Raw genomic sequence first — 16,798 nt, forward strand, 5'->3', positions numbered from 1 at the left:
GCGGCCGCGGCCGACGCCGTCGCCCGCGCGGAAGACGGCAAGTGACCACGGATCGCGCACCGTCCCGTCCTCCCGTCGTCTCGGTGCGGTTTAGCCGGGACGAACCGGGATGAATCGGCCGTAATCCGGCTTAACCGACTTCCCCTTTTAGGTAAGTCACACCCCGTGTCCCGACCGTCATGCGAACACGAACGATACACGTCCTGTTGATCGCGGTCGTCGCGCTCGGTGCGGCGGCCGGGGTCGCGGCCGCGGACGGCGGACTCTCCGTCACGGTCGACGACCTCGACGACGAACCGACCGTCACGGTGACCGAGAACGACACCGCGGTCGCGAACGCCGAGGTGACCGTCGAGACGGTCGAGGAGAACGCCTCCTACGCCGGTGAGAACGAGACGTACGTCACCGCCGAGAACGGTACCGTCGTCCTCCCCGCTGCCGACGAGGACGTGACCGTCGAGATCACGGCCGAGTACGAGAACGAGACGGCGACGACGACAGTCGACCTGACCGCGCCGATCGACCTCGATGTCGCCGTCGACGGGGCGGACGACGACCCGATCGTCACGGTGACCGACGGGAACGAGACGGTCGAGAACGCGTCGGTCACGGTCGAGACGGTCGACGAGAACGCGACGTACGCCGGCGTCGGGAACTACAGTACCGACGCGAACGGCACGGTCGACCTTCCGGTCCCCGAGACGAACGTCACAGTCGACGTGACCGCGGCGTCCGAGGGTGCGACCGCGTCGACGACCGCCGAACTGATCGCGGCGGCGGACGAGGAGCCGGCGTCGTTCGGCCAGCTCGTCCGTGAGTTCATCGCGTCCTTTGACGACCGCGCTGGCGGTATCGGCGCGGCGGTCTCCGATCACGTGACGGAGAACAATCCGGGTAACGCCCCCGATCACGCCGGTAACGGAAGCGGTGCGGGCCAGGGGCCCCCGGATCACGCCGGTAACGGAAGCGATGCGGGCCAGGGGCCCCCGGATCACACCGGTAACGGAAGCGACGATGCCACTGACGCCGAGGAGACCGATGACGGCTCCGATGCCGGAACCGAGGCGAGCGACGCTCCCGATGGGAGCGGTGGCTCCGGTAACGGGAGCGACGCGCACGACGGGACCGGCGCGGGCAACGGCAACGGTGCGGACGACGGGAATGGCCCCGGGAACGGCGCGGGTAACGGCAACGGTCCGCCGGGTAACTGAACCGCCGTCACGGCTCCGCTGCTCCCGCCCGTGTCGGCAGCGTTTAGTGCGCGGTGAGCGAACATATGGGTATGAGCGAGAGCACGTATCCACCGGTCACACAGCACCTATCGGACCCCGAGACGGCCCGCGAGGAGGGCCGGCGTAAGATGGAGTGGGCGCTTCAGCACATGCCGATCCTGGAGTCACTGCGCGAGGAGTTCGTCGCGGAACAGCCCCTCGACGGCGAAGTGATCGCGATGGCGATGCACGTCGAGGCGAAGACGGCGAACCTGGTCGAGCTGCTCGCCGACGGCGGCGCGGAGGTCGCGATCACCGGGTGCAACCCGCTGTCGACCCACGACGACGTCTCCGCGGCGCTGAACGAGCACGACTCGATCACCTCCTACGCCGTGCGAGGCGTCGGCGACGAGGAGTACTACGACGCGATGCACGCGGTCGTCGCCCACGAGCCGACGATCACCGTCGACGACGGGATGGACATGGTGAAGCTCGTCCACGAGGAGTATCCCGAACTCATCGACTCCATCGTCGGCGGCGCGGAGGAGACGACGACCGGCGTCCACCGCCTGCGCGCGATGGACGACGAGGGGGAGCTCCACTACCCCGTCTTCGCCGTCAACGACACGCCGATGAAGCGGCTGTTCGACAACGTTCACGGCACCGGCGAGTCCTCGCTGGCGACCATCGCGATGACGACGAACCTCTCGTTCGCGGGCAAAAACGTCGTCGTCGGCGGGTTCGGCTACTGCGGGAAGGGCGTCGCCAAGAAGGCTGCGGGTCAGAACGCCAACGTGATCGTCTGTGAGGTCGACCCGCGAAAAGCGCTCGAAGCCCACATGGAGGGGTACGAGGTGTTGCCGATGGCGGAGGCCGCGGAGAAGGGCGACGTGTTCGTCACCACGACCGGCAACCGCGACGTGATCACCCGCGAGCACTTCGAGGTCATGTCCGACGGCGTCCTGCTCGCCAACGCCGGCCACTTCGACGTGGAGATCAACCTCGAGGAGCTCGACGACCTCGCCGTCGATCGGTTCGAAGCCCGCGACGGCGTCGAGGGGTTCGAGATGCCCGACGGTCGCGTGCTCAACGTGCTCGCCGAGGGTCGCCTGGTCAACCTCGCCGCGCCCATCGCACTCGGCCATCCGGTCGAGGTGATGGACCAGAGCTTCGGCGTCCAGGCCGTCGTCGTCCGCGAGCTCGCGGCGAACGGCGAGGCGTACGAACCCGGCGTTCACGACGTTCCGGATGACCTCGACCGCGAGGTCGCCGAGATCAAACTCGCCGCCGAGGGCGTCGCCCACGACTCCCTCTCCGACGAGCAGCGCGAGTACATGGGCAGCTGGGAACACGGGACCTGATCGCGAAGGACCCGAGCGTCGTCCGGTCGACCAGCACTGACCGCTTGCGTTCGGCGTTCGTCCCGTCCCGGACGTTCGTTCGGCTTTCGGCGTTCGTCCCGTCCCGGACGTTCGTTCCCTCCCGCCTTTTCCGTGTCTCGTGTGTTCGACCGGCTTTTGTGGCTCCCACCCATACGATACGTATGAACCTCACCGCCGTTTTTCACGCCGGGTTCGGCGTCATGCTCCTTGTCGGGATCCTCGCATCCGACACGACGATCCGGGTCGCCGCGTTCGGGATCGGTGTCGCGCTCTTCGTCGCCGGTATCGTCGTCGCACGACGCGGCGACGAGTAGCGATCGTGAGTCGAACACCGCCACACGTGGCTGACACACGGTTTTTGTCCCCCGACCGCGTACTTCGACCGTGACAGTCACGAGCCTCCACGACCCGAGCCACCGCGAGGCGCTGTGGGAGCTGGAGGCGGCGTTCGACCGCGGTGACCTGATAAGCGTGTTCGGCCGGTGTACCGTCTCCTACGAGGGCCGGGCCGCCTCGGATCTGGGTGCTGGCGACCGGCTCCTCCTGTTGAAACCCGACGGGGCGGCGCTCGTCCACACCGACGAGGGCCGGACGCCGGTCAACTGGCAGCCCCCGGGATCGGAACACCGCGCGACGGTCCGCGAGGGTCGTCTCCGGGTCACGTCGACCCGAGAGAACCCCGACGAGACCCTGCTCGTCCGGTTCTCGGACGTCCATCAGCTGTCGGCGATGCCCGTCACCGGCGGTCGCGACCTCACGCTTCACGGCAGCGAGGAGGATCTCCGGACCCGGATCCTCGAACGACCGTCGCTGATCGAGGACGGGTTCGAGCCGCGGGAGACGGAGCGCCCCTCCAGCGCCGGCCCGATGGACGTCTTCGGCGTCGACGCCGACGGAACGCCGGTCGTCGTCGAGCTGAAACGGCGGCGGGTGGGGCCGGACGCGGTCGGGCAGCTGGCGCGGTACGTCCGGGCCCTCCGGGAGGAACTCGGGGCGGATCCAGACGGGAGAGATAGTTCGGATGTGAGAGATAGTTCGGATGGAAGAGATAGTTCGGACGGGAGGGATAGTTCGGACGGGCTAGACGGTTCGACGGGCTCGGATGTAGCAGACGGCTCGGACGCCCCCCGCGTCCGCGGTGTGCTCGTCGCCCCCTCGATAACGGATCGGGCGGCGGAACGGCTCGCCGACCGGGGCTTCGAGCACGTCGCGCTCGAGGCGACTGGGGGGAAGTGAGGGGTGCGGCGGTGCGTCCCGACGCGTAGTCGCTTCCGTCGCGGTATCGACGGGTTTATTGACGCAGCGGCGGCTACATCGGACAAGTAACCATGTCCGACAAACCCGCCTCCATGTACCGGGAGATCGACAAGCCGTCGTACACCCGGCGGGAGTACATCACCGGGATCCCCGGTTCGAAGATCGCACAGCACAACATGGGCGACCTCTCCGCGGAGCCGGACGACTACCCCGTCCAGATCAGTCTCCGCGTCGAGGAGGAGCTCCAGATCCGCCACGGCTCGCTTGAGAGCGCGCGCCTATCGGCGAACCGCCACCTGATCAAGGAGCTCGGCGAGGGCAACTACAAGATGACCCTCCGCAAGTTCCCCCACCAAGTCATCCGCGAGAACAAGCAGGCGACCGGTGCGGGCGCGGACCGTGTCTCCGACGGAATGCGTCAGGCGTTCGGCAAGCCCGTCGGGACGGCCGCCCGGCTCGACAAGGGCGACGTCGTGTTCACGGCGTACTGCGATGTCGAGCAGGCCCCCGTCGTGAAGGAGGCGTTCCGACGCGCGTACAACAAGCTCTCTCCGCCGTGCCGGATCACGGTCGAGCGCGGCGAGAAGCTACTGGTCGCGTAACCGCTCGCTGCGTAGACGCGTTCGGTTCTTTCTCGGTTCTCACCCCGCTCTCCCGATATCGCCCGAACAGTCCCGACCGCGCCGAGGTGCGGTCCCGTGAGTCGAACCCCTGAAATACCCGAACGACGTACCGGCGACCAGTGTCACAGCAGCTGGGAGCGGTCGAGACGCTGTTCTTACACGAGGCGCGGAGCGACTACACCGTAGTCGCGAACCGGGACGGAACCCGGGTGCTTCGGGGGCGTCTCGAGTTGAAGGACACCTCGGCGGGCCCCCGCCCGGGCAAGTTCCGCGTGGTCCGTGACGGCGAGGACCATCCCCGCCGACCCGACGAGTTCGTCGAGCTCGCGCGGGCCGCCGAGCGGATCCGGATCTCCCAGCAAACCTCGTCGGAGGGACGGAGCCGGCTGGAAGCGATGCTCGACGGCTATCAGCTGGAGGCGATGACGGTCCGGACATGCCGCCGCTGTGCGAACGACGGCCGCTACGGGCCGATCACGTCGGAGACCGCGATCGAACACAACGACGAACACGTCTGTCCCGACTGCGCCCGCCGCGAGCTCGAACGCGAACTGTCGTACAAAGGCGAGTTCACGGGCGCGGCGGAGGAGCGGCTCGAGGAGCTGTTGTACGAGTCGAAGGACCTCGACCGGATCATCAACCTGCTGTCGGGCGGGCTCGACCCCGACCTCACGAAGTTCGACGAGGTGTCGGCCAACGTCGACGACGTGACCGCGGTTCGAACCGACGAGCTCGACCTCCACCCCGACTTGGCAGACCACCTCCAGGGCCGGTTCGAGGAGCTCCTCCCCGTTCAGAGCCTTTCCGTACGGAACGGGCTGCTCGACGGCGACGACCAGCTCGTGGTGAGCGCCACGGCGACGGGGAAGACGCTCGTCGGTGAGCTCGCGGGGATCGACCGGGCGTTACGCGGCGACGGGAAGCTGCTGTTCCTCGTGCCGTTGGTCGCACTCGCCAACCAGAAACACGAGGACTTCGAGGACCGGTACGGCCACTTGCTCGACGTCTCGATCCGGGTCGGCTCCTCCCGGATCGCCGACGACGGCAACCGGTTCGACCCGAACGCGGACGTGATCGTCGGGACCTACGAGGGGATCGACCACGCCCTCCGGACCGGGAAGGACTTGGGTGATGTCGGGACCGTCGTCATCGACGAGGTTCACACTCTCAAGGAGGGCGAACGTGGTCACCGCCTCGACGGGCTGATCTCTCGACTCAAATACTACAGCGAGAACCGGATGGAGACCCATTCGGGGTACGACGGCACCCAGTTCGTCTATCTCTCGGCGACCGTCGGCAACCCTGAGTGGCTCGCGAAGCGCCTTCGGGCGACGCTGATCGAGTTCGAGGAACGGCCGGTCCCGATCGAACGACACGTCACGTTCGCGGACGGCCGCGAGAAAGCGCAGATCGCGGACAAGCTCGTCAAACGCGAGTTCGACACGAAATCCTCGAAGGGGTATCGCGGCCAGACGATCGTCTTCACGAACTCCCGCCGCCGGTGTCACGAGATCAGCCGGAAGCTCCGATACGACTCCGCGCCGTACCACGCCGGACTCGACTACGGTCGCCGAAAGAAGGTGGAACGCATGTTTGGCGACCAGGAGCTGTCGGCGGTCGTCACCACCGCGGCGCTGGCGGCCGGCGTCGACTTCCCCGCTTCGCAGGTGATCTTCGACTCGTTGGCGATGGGGATCGAGTGGCTCTCCGTCCAGGAGTTCTCACAGATGCTCGGGCGGGCCGGTCGTCCCGACTACCACGACCGCGGGCGCGTCTATCTCCTCGTCGAGCCCGACGCGGTGTACCACAACTCCATGGACCGGACCGAAGACGAGGTCGCGTTCACCCTCTTGAAAGGCGAGATGGAGGACGTCTCAACCCACTACGACGAGACGGCGGCCGTCGAGGAAACGCTGGCGAACATCGTCGTCGCGGGCAAGAAGGCCAAACGACTCAACGATCGGATGATCGGCGAGGTCCCCACCAAACACGCGATCGGGAAACTCTTGGAGTGGCAGTTCATCGACGGGTTCTCCCCGACCCCGCTCGGCCGGGCGGTGTGTCGACACTTCCTCGCGCCCGACGAGGCGTTCTTCATCCTCGACGCGATTCGAAAAGGGACGGACCCCTATGACGTCGTTGCCGACCTCGAACTGCGCGACGACGAGGGGTAGCCGGCGCGGCCGCCACGACCGGTCCACGATCATCCGGGCTAAGTGACCGATCGTGACGGTCGTCTCGAGCTCATCGCGGAGTGATATGTGCGCGGCCCGAGGGGACGCGGGACATACCTCAACCCTTTTCGTCGTCCGGATGCCCTGTCTCGTATGGTCGTTCTCGGCGCACTGGCGGTCGGGACGACGGTCCCGCCCTTGACGACAGAGATCCTCGTGATCTTTGCTATCATCGCGCTCGCACTCGTGTTTTTCGTCGCCGAGCCGGTGCCGATCGACATCACCGCGATCGGCGTGATGGTGGTGTTGATCGTGTTGGAGCCGTGGACGCAGGTCGACGCCGCCACCGGGGTGGGGGGGTTCTCGAGCTCGGCAACGATCACGGTTCTCGCGATGTTCGTCCTCAGCGAGGGGATACGCCAGTCCGGACTGATAAACAAGATCGGGGCGTGGATCGCCGATCGCTTCGGGGACAGCCCGTTCAAACAGCTGCTCGCGGTGCTCGGTCTGTCGGGCGGGACGGCCGGGTTCATCAACAACACCCCGGTCGTCGCTATCATGATCCCGATGGTGAACGCGATCTCCGAGAAGACGGGTGTCTCCCCGTCGAAGCTGCTCATGCCCGTCTCGTTCATGGCGATGCTCGGCGGGATGCTCACACTCATCGGCACCTCCACGAACATCCTCGCGTCCGACGTCTCCGCGCGGCTGCTCGACCGGCCGTTCTCGATGTTCGAGTTCACGCAGCTGGGGGTCATCGTTCTCCTCACCGGTGGGGTGTACCTCGCGACGGTCGGCCGGTACCTCCTCCCCGAGCGGATCCGGATGGACGACCGGCTGATCGAGGGGTTCGAGATGACCGAGTACCTCACCGAGGTGGTCGTTCGCGGTGACTCCCCGTTCGTCGGCAAGACGGTCCATCAGTGTCTAGAGAGCCTCGACGTCGACGCCGACATCGTCCAGCTCGTCCGTGACGACCAGGTGTTCACGGAGCCGCTCGCGCGAAAACAGGTGCGCGAGGGGGACGTGCTCGTGTTGCGGACCGACCGCGGGAGCCTCATGTCGCTCGTCGACGCCGAAGGACTGGACCTCGCGCCCGACGCGGACGTGAGCGAGGAGCAGCTCACGACGGAGGACGACGCGATCGAAGCGGAGGCCGAACAGAACCTCGTCGAGGTCGTCATCTCTCCGGAGGCCCCGCTGATCGGCGAGACGCTGGAGACCCTGAACTTCCGGAACCGCTACGACGCGACCGTCCTCGCGATCCGTCGGGGCGGAAAAGTGATCCACGCCCGCATGGACGAGCGGGGGCTCCGTGCCGGCGACACCCTCCTGTTACAGGCGACGGAGGACACGATCACTCGCTTCAGCAACGACCGGGACTTCGTCGTCGGCGGGCGGCTCACCCGCCCGGACTTCCGGACGGAGAAGATACCGCTCGCTATCGGGATCGTCGCCGGCGTCGTCGCACTCGCGGCGCTCGATATCCTCCCGATCCTCGTGAGCGCGCTCGGCGGGATCGTCGCGATGGTTGCGACCGGGTGCGTGAAGCCGAACGAGGTGTACTCCTCGGTGGACTGGAGCGTCATCTTCCTCCTCGCGGGGCTGATCCCGCTCGGCGTTGCGATGGAGCGTACGGGCGCGGCCGAGTGGCTCGCGAGCGTTATCGTCGTCAACGCGGTCGGACTCGACACCGTGGTCGTGTTGGGCGCGTTCTACCTGTTCACCGCGCTGATCACGAACGTCGTCAGCAACAACGCGAGCGTGGTGTTGATGATCCCCGTCGCCATCGACACTGCGGAGGCGATCGGGGCCGACCCGTTCTCGTTCGTGCTCGCGGTGACGTTCGCGGCCTCGACCGCGATGCTCACCCCGATCGGCTACCAGACGAACCTGATGGTGTACGGACCGGGCGGGTACAAGTTCACCGACTACTTCCGGCTCGGCGCGCCGCTCCAGCTGGTCCTCACCGTGGTGACCACGCTCGGGATCGTGTACTTCTGGGAGGTCTAACCCGCCTCCGAGCCGTCCCGGCACCGCTTCCCGTCGCCGAACGAAACGTTTTACCGCTGCATCCGGGTATGTACCGATGCGGGACCGTGGGTTAGTGGTATACTTCGGGCCTTGGGTGCCCGTGACCCCGGTTCGAATCCGGGCGGTCCCACTTTTGTGGCGCGATCACCCTGACGAGCGCCGCAGCCGTGCGTCGGATTCGAATCCCCCAGCCGACCGCCGTCTTTCGAAATCCTTTTGTCTCGAATCGGCGTTGATGCGAGTGCGAGCCGCCTTAGCTCAGACTGGGAGAGCACTCGACTGAAGATCGAGCTGTCCCCGGTTCAAATCCGGGAGGCGGCATCCGGTTTCTACGCGATTTTCATTCGAAGAGCTTTCGAATTCGACTGAAGATCGAACTGTCCCCGTCCTCGCGAGCGGAGCGAGCGGGGAGTCGAAAGGCGAGCGACAGCGAGCCTTTCGGTAGTTCAAATCCGGGAGGCGGCATCATACTCACGGTTCAAATGCCTGCGAGCTTTGCGTGTGTGCAGTAGGAACTAGTCAGATCTTCTAGGTTTTGAACAGAGGCCGTTCGAACCGCGCGTCGTTTCGGCAACCGATCGGTATGGGCGTCACTCAAAGTCGTCAAGCCGGTCGGCGAGCGCGTCCATCATCTCCCACAGGAGCCCGGATACCGAGCGTGTATCGAACGAGACCGGCTCGTACGTGTACGCGTCGTTCGTATCATCGCGTTCCTGATAGTGCAGTAGTCCATCGACGTGGGGGTTCGGTTCACAGTGGAACCCGCAGTCGAGCCCATCCGATTCGCCGTAATGGAGGGTGTAGTACGCCTGTATCGGGGTCCGCATCCAGGCATCGTTCGTCCGGTCGGACGCTTCGGGACTGGGTGACGGATTCGGGACCCACGTCACCCGGAGAGACGCGGTCTCTGCCGGGCGACCGAACCACGATGGATCGAGCGTGGCCCGTACTTCCCGGTACTCGTCCGGTGGTTCCCCCTCAATGGATCGAACGGCAGAGTGTCGCGCCAGTTCGCCACGTAACTCGCGCAAAATGCGGTGTCGATCACGACCCCGATCCGAACCCCCATCGAAGCGAACACGTCCTCGGGAGGAGTCAGGAGAAACACGCCGGGAGGCGCTGTTGCCGGACCGGTTCCTCGGCGTGCCCCGGTCGCCGGTCATGCGGTGATCGACGACGGGTCGGACGTCCAACTGTCGTAGTTCTTTATCGCGTCCTGCACGAGCGAGAGCCGATACCGGGCGAGTTCCCAATCGCTTGCTGCCCGCGTAAGTTCGTATGCCATCTCGGCAGGGACGTCGTCCACGGCTGCTTGTTCACGGAGTGCGTCGGGGGAGTCCGCGTCATACTCGGCGCTCCACTCCGCGATATCCGTTTTCAACGCCGCTGCCTGCTCTGCGAGTTCCCGTTTTGTCGTGCCTTCGAGTACCTCCCGGACGTCTCGAAGTCGTGTGTACAGTGGATCCGGATAGTAGTGGCGGACTCCGTCCTGCTCGGTTGCCATCACGACACCGAGATCGATGAGTCGACGCAGATGGTCCCGCGCGGTGTTCGGAGAGACGGCTGCCTCTTCAGCGATCCAAGAGGCGGGTCGGGACTCCGAAAGCGTCATCGTGACCGACTTCACCCGGTCGAACGCCGAGGCGTGCCCTTTCCACGTCCTCTCCCACTCCGGTTCGTCCCCGGACACACTTTCGGGCGACATACGCCAAAGTAGTCACTTGTGCGTAATAATTCTATCTCCCCGCAAATTATTGCGTTTGTTTCGATCCTCTCACAGTCACCATCTCGACTTTGGGGTAGATCAACGCGACAGGCCGTTTCTGTACGGGAGTGGTCATGCCGTGTAGCGTTTCGCAGCTCATCGAACTGTTCGGTTCGACGTGAACCGTTTTTTCGTGGAGAGTGGTTCACGATCCGGGAGGCGGCAGTGTTCCTTCATCTGTTCCACATTCGAGGTCCTCTCACGGGAGACGTTGGTCACTCGGGTGCCGCGTCCGCGCAGTCGGTCCGGATCGCCATCTGCCGTCTGGGTTCGTCCTCGAACGCTCCGTCGACGGGGCTCGACTGGATCAGCCGGTAGACGCGGATGTGTTCGGCGTCGACGTCGTAGTTCTGGCTCGCCTGTCGACACATCCAGTCGGCGTACCCCTGCGAGATGCTCCCTCCGTCGGAGTCGCGTACGGCCTGCATGAACTTCCGGTGGCGGAACGTGTCGTACTCGGCGGAGGCGTCGGGCGGCCGGTCGAGATCGACCTCGCCGCCGGTTCGCGCGTCGATGCTAGAGCCGTTCGCGAGGTCGACCTGGGGGACGTACCAGCTGTACGTCGTGGAGGGGTCCGGCGCGTACAGCCCCCAGCTCTGCTGGTCGACGTGGCTGTGGTCGATCTCGTCCGGCACGTCGTAGCCGGAGACGTTGCTCCCGGCGAACACGAGGATCCACACGAGAACCAGGAACCCGACGACGGTCACGAGCGAGCGACCGTACGCCACGGCGTACGACGAGACCTCTTCGTACCCCTCGTTTCGGAGGCGGTCGAGGAGTCGGTGCTCGACCGGCTGCTTCCGAAGCGGTCCGAGGGTGGCGGCGTCGGGGAGCCGAGCCGCCCAGCGGTCGGGGACGTACCGGGTGAGCGTGTCCCAGAAGACCGCCGGGAGGAACGGAAGTACCGAGGCGGCGAGCGCGAGCGGGAACATCCCGACCGCCATCGCGGTCAACATCCCGAGGAACGCGACGATGTACGCGAGCGCGGTCACCGCCCGAACGCGCCCGACGGGCAGCAGGAGGAAGACGACCGATCCGGCGAGCAGCGTCACCCACGCGTAGTTGAGTGCGGTGAGCACGGGCGGGTAGTCGACGAGCACGTTGCCCAGATACACCGTCATCACGTCGTTAGCGAGCGCGATCCCCAGCGCCTCGCCGGCGTACCAGGTGTCGCCGCCGTGTTTCTCGATCGCGTTCGCGGTGAACACGACGAGCGGTTGGACGAGGAGCGCGGCGGTCCCGAAGCTCGCCACCGTCCGCCGGGCGGAGCCGCGGCGCAACGCGTCGATCGACCACCGCTCGCCGAGGGGTGTCACGAGCGCGACGAACAGCAGGACGCGAAGGAGCCGGTCACCGCCGTTGAGCACCGCCGGGTTGCGCGCGTGAAGCGAGAACAGCAACACGAGCGAGACCACGCCGACGAGCCGCGTTCGGTACCCCAACACGAACGCGACCGCGAACAGCGCGGCGACGACGAACAGCAACTGCTGGAACCAGAGGTCACCGGAGAGCGCGTGGACCGAGAGCCCGTTGTACTGCGTGTAGGTGAGCTCGTAGGCGGCGAACGGGTACGCTCCGTTGTCGGTGTAGAACATCTCGATCGACCCGAACCGGTGTACCAGGTCGACGATCAGGATCAACCCGAGCGCGATCCGGATCGCCGCTAGCGACCGAGCGTCGACCGTGAACCGGGCGCGGACCCGGTCGCGGACGGGTTCGGCGCGCAGCCATAGCTGCGTACAGGCGTCGAAGACACGGGCGACGGGGGTAGTGAGGGATCCTGATACCATCGGTCCGTCAGCGATTCGGCTGAGTGCGTCGAGCCACGAGCAGCGCGTATGTATATTTGTTGGAGGCTACGGCGGTCGTTTCAGTCATCTCGTGGATCCTGACTCTCCGGCTGTCCTCTCCTCCGTCTGCGATCACTCGACCCGTGACTCCACGACGGTCGCCGCGACGATCCCCATCGTCTGTCCGACGCCGACGACGCCGATCCCGGCGACGACCTCGATCGGGGCCGCCGCGAGCGTCACCCCGACCGCCCCCGCCAGCGAGCAGACTCCACCGACGTCGTAGGCCAGCGCGGTCTCCTCCGCGCGTCGTCCCGTGTATATCAGTCCCACGGCCGGGAGAAGGATCCACGCATACAGCGCGAGCGCCAGGAGCGGCTCGGCGGGGAGCCCGATCGTCCCGTTGAGCGCGAGAAAGCCGAGCACGCCCGCGATCGTTGCCGGCGTTCCGGCGAGGATAACGAGCTTCCACGCGCGGAGCGTCCCTGACGACATCTCGTTCCAGGATGCCGCGACGAACCCGACGAGTAGGGCGCTCATCACGACGTGCGCGACGAACAGAGCGTGTTCGGAAACGATCCCGGCGACCGCACCGGCAACGACGGTCCACGCGGCCGGCACCAAGAGTGCCGGGCCGTTTTCACGGATGGGTCGGAACACGACTCCGGTTCGGTCGGCCGCCCGGATAAACCCGCCGTGACCACACCGGACAAAAACCGACTGTTCGGTCGGTATCGGTTCGTCCAACCGACTGTCCGTTCACGGATGCGAGATATTCTGACAGTACCGAAAAACGATCGTCCACCGATACCCGTGGTAACTGTACACTCGCAAGTCTTATGCCCGAAACGCCCGTTTGTACGATTGCAATGGCGACAGGCAAGGTTGATTTCTTCAACGACACTGGCGGCTACGGTTTCATTTCGACTGAGGACGAGGACGACGACGTGTTCTTCCACATGGAGGACGTTGGCGGTCCGGACCTCGAAGAGGGTCAGGAGCTCGAGTTCGACATCGAGTCCTCGCCCAAGGGTCCCCGCGCGACGAACGTCGTTCGGCAGTAATCCGGAACCAGGTGGGTCGGTCCGGTTCACGCCGGCGGCGACTCTGACACGCGAAAACGAGTTCTTTCCCGCGGTTCGGACTTCGGTCCGTCCCGGGCAGTTATCCACGCTTCGAGCGACGGGTCCGTCTCTCGGGGACGATCGTTCCGCTCAGACGTGCTGACCCCAGAGGCCGCGCCCCTTCGTCACCGTGACGTCCCCCTTGACGCGCGTCTGACACGCGAGTCGGACGTCGTGGCTGGGGTGGTGTGGTGGGAACCAGAGCCGGGCCTTCTCCTTTTTGCCCGGTTCGCTCACTTCTCCCTCGACTTTGACGGCACAGGTTCCACACGAACCCATCCCCCGGCAGTTGAACTGTTCGGACTTCCCATTGTACACGGAGAGACCCGCCTCCCGAAGCACGTCGCGCAACACGGCACCTTCCTCACACTCGATCTCCTCGCCCTCGTAGTATACGGTCGGCATGTGGCTCCGGTACGCGATGGAGCCACATAGGTGCTGGCGTCTGTCCGTCGGGACGGCCGCCTGGTCACGCTCCGTGCCGGCCGCCCGGTCACGCTCCATATCGCCCGCCCGGTTCGCGTGTGCCGAGCGTCCGACAGCGACGGGGCGTTTTTTACCCTCGGCACCGCAGAGGGGTGTAATGGGACTCAGGTGTCTGCTCGGACACGATTTCTCCGAGCCTGAGATCGAAAAGGAACGGGAGGAGGACGGCCGAGAAGTCGTCACGACCGTCAGGGAGGTGAAGACCTGTAGCCGCTGTGGCGAGACACAGGTCGTAAGCGAGAACACCGAAGTCACGACGATCGAACAGCTCGCGGACCACGCGGCGGGCGACGAAGGGACGAATAGGGGCGCGACGGAGACGGCGACGGGCGCTGTGGCCGAGACGGGTACAGCAGCTGCCGGCGATGCCGGCGATGTCGGCGATACCGGCGATGCCGGTGATACCGGGAACGCCGTCGATGCTACAGGTTCCGGAGGGATCGCGGCTGGCGACGGGGTCGATGTCTCGAAGACACCAGACCTCGACCGGACGGCCGACGACGTTGCCAGTGGCGTTGAAGACGACGCGGTGATCCTGGACGACGATCCGGGGCCAACAGATCCGGACCCAACCGATGAGGAACCGATCGACGAGGAACCGACCGATCCGGCCGACGCTGCCGAGTCTGCGTCGTCTGTCGATGCGGCGGGTTCCGCCTCGGAGCCGGCCACCGATCCCACGTCCGGGGCGGCCGCCGACTCCGCTTCCGACTCCGACTCCGCCTCGGATCTCGCGGCGGACGATGAGGACGCCGAGCTGATCGACTCGAACGGCTCCGATGACACGGCGCGAACGGCCGCCACCGAGACTGGGGCGACTGCCGCTGCCGACAACCAGTCCGACGCCGCGGGCTCGGAGGCGGCGACGGGCGGCGAGACGAGCGCCGAGGACGACGGCGGCGTGATCCTCGACGACGATACCACGGCCGACGACGGGGATAGAGCCCACGGCGCGTGGCCGGCGGACGACGCGGAGACGGACGACGCGGAGACGGACGACGGGTCGACGGGCGGCGGGGATCACACCCCTTGGCCAGAACAGCGCGGGGAGGACGAGGGGTTCAGCGCCGAAGTCGGCGGCAGTGGCGACGCCGATGTCGAGTTCGGCGGCGGGCTCACTCCCGAACCCGCCGACCCGACGGCCGAGTCCGACCCGGACACCGAGTACGTCGAAGCGCCGGACGACGGCATCGCCACCGGGACCGGTAGCGGGGCCTCGACAGCGTCCGACGACCGGAGCTCGCGTGACATCGACGCCGACGCGGACGGGACGTCGCCCGACGCCGGCTCGGGGATCGCCCACGGGGACAGCCCCGACTTCGAGCGTCCCGAGGCACCGGTCGCATCCGAGTACTACTGTCCGGCGTGTGGGATGACGAGGGAGATCGACGGGAACTCGCTGCGTCCCGGCGACATCTGTCCCGACTGCAAGCGTGGCTACATCGACGAACGACCGATCTGAGAGTGGATCGCCGCGCAGTCGCTCTACGGCCCCTCCGCTTTTCATCTACCGATCCGGTTGTAGCGTTTCTGAAACGCCGATGTCCGCCGACCCGCCCGTGACGAAACTGGTTTAGGGGCTCCTGTCGAACGGTCGCGACATGAAGGAGTACAAGATGCGCCGCGGCGAGCATCTCGACGACCGTATGCCCGACCTGAAGGGGTCGATCGAGGAGTACTTCGGCGAAGTCACTGGAACCGAAGAACACAACGGCCACGACCTGTACGTGGTCGAGGATCCCGATAACCCCGTGTTCGATCGGATCCTCGCCGGGGCGGCGGCGTATAGCGGCAAGAAGGACAAGCTCGCGGTCCACTTCGAGGAGCGTCCCGCCGAGGACGTCATCGCTGAGGGGAACGCGGACGCCGCCGCCGACGCCGTCGACGCGAAAAACGAGTTCCTCCTGGAGGCGACCGGTCGCGACGCGAAGTCCCGGCGCGACTCGCTCAAACGCGAAGTCGAGGACGACGCCCCCGACTACTGATCGGGCTCTGATACCGTCTTAGGCAAACGCTCGTCCGGATTGCCCGCTCCCGTCCCGACCCCGCTGTCTCTTTCGCCGTCTCTCACCGCCGCCCGGCCTTTCGATGCTGCCGATCGGTCGCGTTCGCTCGCTCCCCAAACGCTCCCGCCCTCACTCACTCCCGAAACGGCGTCGCATTCGATCGCACGAGCGACCGCTCCCCCTCGGCGTCTGGTTCCGAGCCGGCGCCGATCTCGGTGATTGAACAGTTGTCGACGGCGAGCTCCGTGAGTGCCCGCTCGGGGTCGAGCCCTCGGTGGTGTCCGGTAACGAGGCGGATCGGGCCGCCGTGGCTCACCGCGACGACCGTCCCGTCGCGGTCGGCCAGATCGGCCGCGGCGTCGAGAACGCGACTCCGCACGTCGAGCCAGCTCTCGCCGCTATCGGCGGTCGCCACCGCGGCGTCGTGACCGTTCTCCAGCAGATCGAACGCCGGGTAGTCGTCGAAGAAGGAGCCGGTTTCGAGCCCTTGGAACACGCCGAAGTCACGCTCGCGCAGCCGTGAGTCGGTCTCGATCGGGGTTCCGGTCGCGTCGGCGATCGCCTCGGCGGTCTCTACCGCGCGGTCGAGGTCCGACGTGACGAGTCCGTCCACGTCGCGTGCGGCGGCCAAGTGGTCGGCGACCGCCGCGGCCTCCTCACGGCCCCCCTCGGTGAGGCTCACGGGGGCCCAGCCCTGGATGCGTCCCGTCTCGTTCCACGTCGTCGTGCCGTGTCTGACGAACAGCGTCGTGCTCACGAGTGGAATACGACCGGGGTGGACATACCGATTGCCCTCACGAAGCCGCACATGGCTCCGTCTCGTCGGCGGCACACTATTGAGTCGTCGCGAGCAAGGGGACCCGATGAGGAACGCCACGGTGTCGCCGTCGCTGGCGTCGGCGCTCTCGCGGACCGCGCAGTCGCTCCAGGCCGCGCGTCGCGAGGC

General features: G+C 66.3%; 16 protein-coding genes and 2 tRNA genes. 12 read left to right on the forward strand and 6 right to left on the reverse strand.

Annotation, left to right across the window (positions count from 1 at the left end):
- The first annotated feature begins 179 nt into the window (after window positions 1–179).
- The 9 genes from ACFQEU_RS04065 (at window position 180) to ACFQEU_RS04105 (ending at window position 9,002) form a co-directional block, all read left to right on the forward strand.
- On the forward strand, window positions 180–1,211 hold the full coding sequence (locus tag ACFQEU_RS04065; protein ID WP_379779531.1) for a hypothetical protein: 1,032 nt from the start codon (window positions 180–182) through the stop codon (window positions 1,209–1,211).
- A 71-nt stretch (window positions 1,212–1,282) separates the two neighbouring features.
- On the forward strand, window positions 1,283–2,572 hold the full coding sequence (locus tag ACFQEU_RS04070; RefSeq protein WP_379779533.1) for an adenosylhomocysteinase: 1,290 nt from the start codon (window positions 1,283–1,285) through the stop codon (window positions 2,570–2,572).
- Window positions 2,573–2,754: 182 nt separating this feature from the next.
- Window positions 2,755–2,907 carry a hypothetical protein gene (locus tag ACFQEU_RS04075; protein ID WP_379779535.1) on the forward strand — a complete coding sequence of 51 codons (153 nt, stop codon included), beginning with the start codon at window positions 2,755–2,757 and terminating at the stop codon, window positions 2,905–2,907.
- 70 nt (window positions 2,908–2,977) lie between these two features.
- Window positions 2,978–3,829, forward strand: coding sequence for an endonuclease NucS (gene nucS / locus ACFQEU_RS04080; RefSeq protein WP_379779537.1), 852 nt, complete (start codon window positions 2,978–2,980; stop codon window positions 3,827–3,829).
- A gap of 92 nt (window positions 3,830–3,921) precedes the next feature.
- Window positions 3,922–4,452 carry a 50S ribosomal protein L16 gene (locus tag ACFQEU_RS04085; RefSeq protein WP_379779539.1) on the forward strand — a complete coding sequence of 177 codons (531 nt, stop codon included), beginning with the start codon at window positions 3,922–3,924 and terminating at the stop codon, window positions 4,450–4,452.
- 140 nt (window positions 4,453–4,592) lie between these two features.
- Entirely contained in the window at window positions 4,593–6,647 is a 2,055-nt protein-coding gene (locus ACFQEU_RS04090) for a DEAD/DEAH box helicase (RefSeq protein ID WP_379779541.1), read from the forward strand.
- Between the two features lie 153 nt (window positions 6,648–6,800).
- On the forward strand, window positions 6,801–8,660 hold the full coding sequence (locus ACFQEU_RS04095; RefSeq protein WP_379779543.1) for an SLC13 family permease: 1,860 nt from the start codon (window positions 6,801–6,803) through the stop codon (window positions 8,658–8,660).
- A gap of 80 nt (window positions 8,661–8,740) precedes the next feature.
- A tRNA-Pro gene (locus tag ACFQEU_RS04100) sits at window positions 8,741–8,811 on the forward strand.
- Between the two features lie 117 nt (window positions 8,812–8,928).
- A tRNA-Phe gene (locus tag ACFQEU_RS04105) sits at window positions 8,929–9,002 on the forward strand.
- A gap of 269 nt (window positions 9,003–9,271) precedes the next feature.
- On the opposite strand, the gene ACFQEU_RS04110 is transcribed toward ACFQEU_RS04105, so the two are convergent.
- From ACFQEU_RS04110 to ACFQEU_RS04125, 4 genes are all read right to left on the reverse strand, one after another.
- Window positions 9,272–9,508 carry a hypothetical protein gene (locus ACFQEU_RS04110; RefSeq protein WP_379779545.1) on the reverse strand — a complete coding sequence of 79 codons (237 nt, stop codon included), beginning with the start codon at window positions 9,506–9,508 and terminating at the stop codon, window positions 9,272–9,274.
- A gap of 332 nt (window positions 9,509–9,840) precedes the next feature.
- On the reverse strand, window positions 9,841–10,386 hold the full coding sequence (locus ACFQEU_RS04115; RefSeq protein ID WP_379779547.1) for a winged helix-turn-helix domain-containing protein: 546 nt from the start codon (window positions 10,384–10,386) through the stop codon (window positions 9,841–9,843).
- 275 nt (window positions 10,387–10,661) lie between these two features.
- Window positions 10,662–12,236, reverse strand: coding sequence for an HTTM domain-containing protein (locus ACFQEU_RS04120; protein WP_379779549.1), 1,575 nt, complete (start codon window positions 12,234–12,236; stop codon window positions 10,662–10,664).
- A gap of 132 nt (window positions 12,237–12,368) precedes the next feature.
- On the reverse strand, window positions 12,369–12,896 hold the full coding sequence (locus ACFQEU_RS04125; RefSeq protein ID WP_379779551.1) for a hypothetical protein: 528 nt from the start codon (window positions 12,894–12,896) through the stop codon (window positions 12,369–12,371).
- Between the two features lie 209 nt (window positions 12,897–13,105).
- Here ACFQEU_RS04125 and ACFQEU_RS04130 point away from each other — a divergent pair, with 209 nt between their 5' ends.
- Window positions 13,106–13,300, forward strand: a complete 195-nt coding sequence (locus ACFQEU_RS04130) for a cold-shock protein (RefSeq protein WP_023499165.1) — start codon at window positions 13,106–13,108, stop codon at window positions 13,298–13,300.
- A gap of 150 nt (window positions 13,301–13,450) precedes the next feature.
- On the opposite strand, the gene ACFQEU_RS04135 is transcribed toward ACFQEU_RS04130, so the two are convergent.
- Window positions 13,451–13,765, reverse strand: coding sequence for a 2Fe-2S iron-sulfur cluster-binding protein (locus ACFQEU_RS04135; RefSeq protein WP_379779559.1), 315 nt, complete (start codon window positions 13,763–13,765; stop codon window positions 13,451–13,453).
- A 178-nt stretch (window positions 13,766–13,943) separates the two neighbouring features.
- Here ACFQEU_RS04135 and ACFQEU_RS04140 point away from each other — a divergent pair, with 178 nt between their 5' ends.
- Together ACFQEU_RS04140 and ACFQEU_RS04145 are read left to right on the forward strand one after the other, a co-directional pair.
- Complete coding sequence (locus tag ACFQEU_RS04140; RefSeq protein WP_379779553.1) at window positions 13,944–15,308, forward strand: DUF7093 family protein; 1,365 nt, start codon at window positions 13,944–13,946, stop codon at window positions 15,306–15,308.
- A 139-nt stretch (window positions 15,309–15,447) separates the two neighbouring features.
- A complete protein-coding gene (locus ACFQEU_RS04145; RefSeq protein WP_379779555.1) occupies window positions 15,448–15,831 on the forward strand; it encodes a DUF5611 family protein in 384 nt (127 codons plus the stop codon).
- 154 nt (window positions 15,832–15,985) lie between these two features.
- Here the strand turns inward: ACFQEU_RS04145 and ACFQEU_RS04150 are convergent, their stop codons facing one another.
- On the reverse strand, window positions 15,986–16,609 hold the full coding sequence (locus ACFQEU_RS04150) for a histidine phosphatase family protein (RefSeq protein WP_379779557.1): 624 nt from the start codon (window positions 16,607–16,609) through the stop codon (window positions 15,986–15,988).
- Window positions 16,610–16,798: the final 189 nt, after the last annotated feature.

Origin of the sequence: Halorubrum tibetense (genome assembly GCF_042661865.1) — an archaeon.
GTDB lineage: Archaea > Halobacteriota > Halobacteria > Halobacteriales > Haloferacaceae > Halorubrum > Halorubrum tibetense.